We start from the raw sequence: 3,374 nt of genomic DNA on the forward strand, positions 1-3,374 counted from the left end.
ACACCTGTTATGCCGATGTCGTGATTATGCCGATGTTGGTCTGCGGTCCCAGGTTCCAGGCGGCGGACGGGACAAAAAGGTCGGCATAATCACGCTGCAGTGATCGGCTTGTCTTCTCAACAATTGAGCAGACGAGGAGCACACAATGACAGCGTCAACGCGAGCGGGCCGGGTCCAGATCCACGGTCCGCTGCAGAACCACGCCGAGGGATTTGAGGCCGAACTATTGCGGCTGGGGTTCACTCCGGCAGCGAGAGTGAACCAGTTTTATCTGCTGGCACATCTAAGCCGCTGGATCGAGGCGGAAGGCATGCGCCTTGGCGATCTGACGGTGCTGCAGGTCGATGCATTCCTCGCCGAACGCAAAGCGACTCATTCTGCATTGTTCACCCGCAAGGCGCTGCGCCCGTTGCTGGGCTGGCTGGCCGAATCAGGGGTGATCACCGCGGAGGCAGCGAGTCCACCGCGGTCGCCGGAGGATCCGACGGTGCTGGTCCGGTTCGAGCGTTACCTTCTGACTGAGCGTCACATCGGGGCGCGCACCACGGAGGCCTACGTGGTGCGGGTGCGCCGGTTCCTGGAGACGTATCGTCCGCCCGATGGGTTTGCGAGCCTAAGTGGCGCCGATGTGACCCGGGCGTTGCTGGACGAGGGCGTGGGGCGGGCGCCGGCGTCGGTAAAGAAGCTCGGCTATGCGCTGCGGGCCTTTTTCCGGTTCTGTTACGTCACCGGAGAGCTCGATCATGATCTGACCGGCGCGACACTGGTGATCCGGGAACCCGTGCCGTCGTTGCTCCCGGTGGGCGCCAGCGCGGCACAGATCGAGACCCTGCTGCAATCCTGCGACCGGGATACGGCGGTGGGGCGCCGCGAGTATGCGGTGATCATGCTGCTGACGCGGCTCGGCCTGCGCGCAGGGGAAGTCGCCGGGATGCTGTTGGAGGACATTCACTGGCGCCACGGCGAGGTCCTCATTCGCGGCAAGGGCGCGAAACACGAGTGTCTTCCGCTGCCGGCCGAGGTGGGCGCGGCCGTGGTGGATTATTTGATGCATGCCCGCCCAACCGAGCCGAGCCTGCGGGAAGTTTTCTGCACCGTCCGCGCACCCCGACGCGGGCTGACCTCGCCGGCGGTCTGGCTAATCGCGACTCGCGCTTGCACCCGCGCGCATCTGGAGCCCTTTGGCCCTCACCGGTTGCGCCATGGACTGGCCGAGGCGATGGTCGCCGCCGAAGTGCCGTTGGCCGCGATCGGGCAGGTGCTGCGCCACGCCGATCCCGCGACGACGGCGAACTACGCCCGGGTGGACGTGGTCCGGCTGCGACAGCTGGCCCAACCCTGGCCGGGCGGGGGCGAGCAGTCATGACCTGGGATGAGAACGTCGCCGATTATCTGCGCCTGCGCCGCCAGCTGGGCGCCAGCCTCCTATGGCATGAGCACCTGCTGCGTCAGTTCGCCAATCATCTGGCGGAGGCGACCCTTGAGATTATTACCGTGACCGAGGCGATCGCCTGGTGCAGCGTCCTTCCCGCTGGGGTGACGACCGCGCCGGCGACCCGAGCATCGACGAGGATGAGCGCGGTCCGGGGGTTCGCTTCCTATATGCACGCGCTGAACCCGCGCCACGAGGTTCCACCGCGCGGGATCTTCGCCAGCCGGGTGCATCGTCTGACGCCCTATATCTATACCTCCGCTGAAATCACGGCAGTGATCCATGCAGCGACCACGCTTGAGCGCGGGAGTCGGGCCCAGACCTACCCGGTGCTGTTCGCGCTGCTGGCCGCTACCGGATTACGTGTCGGCGAGGCTCTCGCGCTGGACCGGGACACCGCAGACATGGAAGCCGGAGTACTGCTGATCAGCCGTGGCAAGGGGCGCGACCCTCGGCTGGTTCCGCTGCATCCGACCACCACTGCAGCCCTTGGCGGTTATGCGCGCTGGCGTGACGAGCAGAAGGGGCCCTATCGTGGGACGGCATTCTTCATCGACTCCGACGGTGACCGGCTGGATTATATGAATGTTCGCCACGCCTTCGCCCAGTCCACAACGATTGCGGGGCTGCGCACCGCATCACAGCGCCCACGGATGCACGATCTGCGCCATACCTTCGCGGTGAACACGCTCCTGGGCTGGTATCGCGACGGCGCCGATGTTGCCGCGAAGATGCCCGCGCTATCGATCTATCTGGGCCATAGCGACCCGGCCAACACCTACTGGTATCTGAGCGCGGTGCCCGAACTGCTCGCGCACGCCGCTACCCGACTCGGCAGGGTAAGTGCGCTTGGACAGGTGGGGTCATGACCAGTCTCGCCCCGCTGCTGCAGTCGTTCTTCACTGACCGGCTGGTTACCCAGCGCCAAGCCAGCGACAACACGATCGCTGCCTACCGTGACGCATTCACGTTGCTCCTCAGCTACGTCTGCGCCCAGACCGGCAAAAAGCCCTCGGCGGTGGAGATCGGCGATCTTGATGCGGACACCATCACCGGGTTCCTCCACCACCTTGAAGAGACGCGGGGCAACAGCATTCGCACCCGCAACGCGCGCCTTGCTGCGATCCACTCTTTGTTTGGCTATGCCGCGCTACGCCACCACGAGCACGCTGCGGTGATCCAACGCGTCCTGGCGATCCCGACCGCACGGATGCAACGCAACATCGTCACCTGGCTCGATCCCGCCGAAGCCGACGCACTCCTGGGCGCCTGCGATCAGGGCACCCGCACCGGCCGCCGTGATCACGCGATGTTCACTCTGGCAATTCAGACCGGGTTGCGCATCAGCGAGATCATCGGGCTCGCCATCGCAGACGTCCACACCGGTGTCGGCGCGCACGTTCACTGCCTCGGCAAGGGCCGCAAAGAACGCCGCACCCCGCTATTGCCCGCCGCCGTTGCCATCCTCGCCGCATGGATCGCCGAACACGGTGGTCCCGCCGATGCCGCCCTGTTCACCACCAGCACTGGCCGGCGTCTCAGCCGAGACGCGATCGAGCACCGCATCCGGCACACCATCAACGCGGCGGCATCATCTTGCCCGTCGTTAATCGGTAAGCGCGTGACCATTCACACGCTGCGGCACACCGCCGCGATGCGGCTGCTGCATGCCGGCGTCGACACCACCGTGATCGCCCTCTGGCTCGGCCACGAACAGATCGTCACGACAAACATCTACCTTCACGCCGACATGACGCTCAAAGAGAACGCAATCGCGAAAGTCTCCCCATCGGGTGTCGCCGCGACAGGGCGTTACCAACCCACCGACGCCGTCCTGGCCTTCCTCGCAGCGCTGTGATTATGCCGACCTTTTTGTCCCGTCCACCGCCTGGAACCTGGGACCGCAGACCAACATCGGCATAATCACGACATCGGCATAACA

Annotated in this window: 3 protein-coding genes; all 3 read left to right on the forward strand. The window is 65.2% G+C overall.

What is annotated here, in order from left to right:
• Positions 1-145: 145 nt before the first annotated feature.
• Genes NFC73_RS20595 through NFC73_RS20605 form a run of 3 tightly spaced genes read left to right on the forward strand, consistent with a single transcriptional unit; the run spans position 146 to position 3,290 of the window.
• Positions 146-1,366 carry a tyrosine-type recombinase/integrase gene (locus NFC73_RS20595; RefSeq protein ID WP_254753324.1) on the forward strand — a complete coding sequence of 407 codons (1,221 nt, stop codon included), beginning with the start codon at positions 146-148 and terminating at the stop codon, positions 1,364-1,366.
• Positions 1,363-2,301: a tyrosine-type recombinase/integrase gene (locus NFC73_RS20600; protein WP_254753326.1), complete on the forward strand. Its 939-nt coding sequence runs from the start codon at positions 1,363-1,365 to the stop codon at positions 2,299-2,301. Before NFC73_RS20595 ends, NFC73_RS20600 begins: the two co-directional genes overlap by 4 nt.
• A complete protein-coding gene (locus tag NFC73_RS20605; protein WP_254753328.1) occupies positions 2,298-3,290 on the forward strand; it encodes a tyrosine-type recombinase/integrase in 993 nt (330 codons plus the stop codon). The genes NFC73_RS20600 and NFC73_RS20605 overlap by 4 nt, the downstream gene beginning before the upstream one ends.
• Positions 3,291-3,374 lie beyond the last annotated feature (84 nt).

This window comes from Pseudarthrobacter humi (assembly GCF_024294965.1).
Taxonomy (GTDB): domain Bacteria; phylum Actinomycetota; class Actinomycetes; order Actinomycetales; family Micrococcaceae; genus Arthrobacter; species Arthrobacter humi.

What these genes read in the sequence shown, in the direction of transcription:
- NFC73_RS20595 (WP_254753324.1), top strand. Translation starts at nt 146, where the DNA reads ATGACAGCGTCAACGCGAGCGGGCCGGGTCCAGATCCACGGTCCGCTG.
- NFC73_RS20600 (WP_254753326.1), top strand. Translation starts at nt 1,363, where the DNA reads ATGACCTGGGATGAGAACGTCGCCGATTATCTGCGCCTGCGCCGCCAG.
- NFC73_RS20605 (WP_254753328.1), top strand. Translation starts at nt 2,298, where the DNA reads ATGACCAGTCTCGCCCCGCTGCTGCAGTCGTTCTTCACTGACCGGCTG.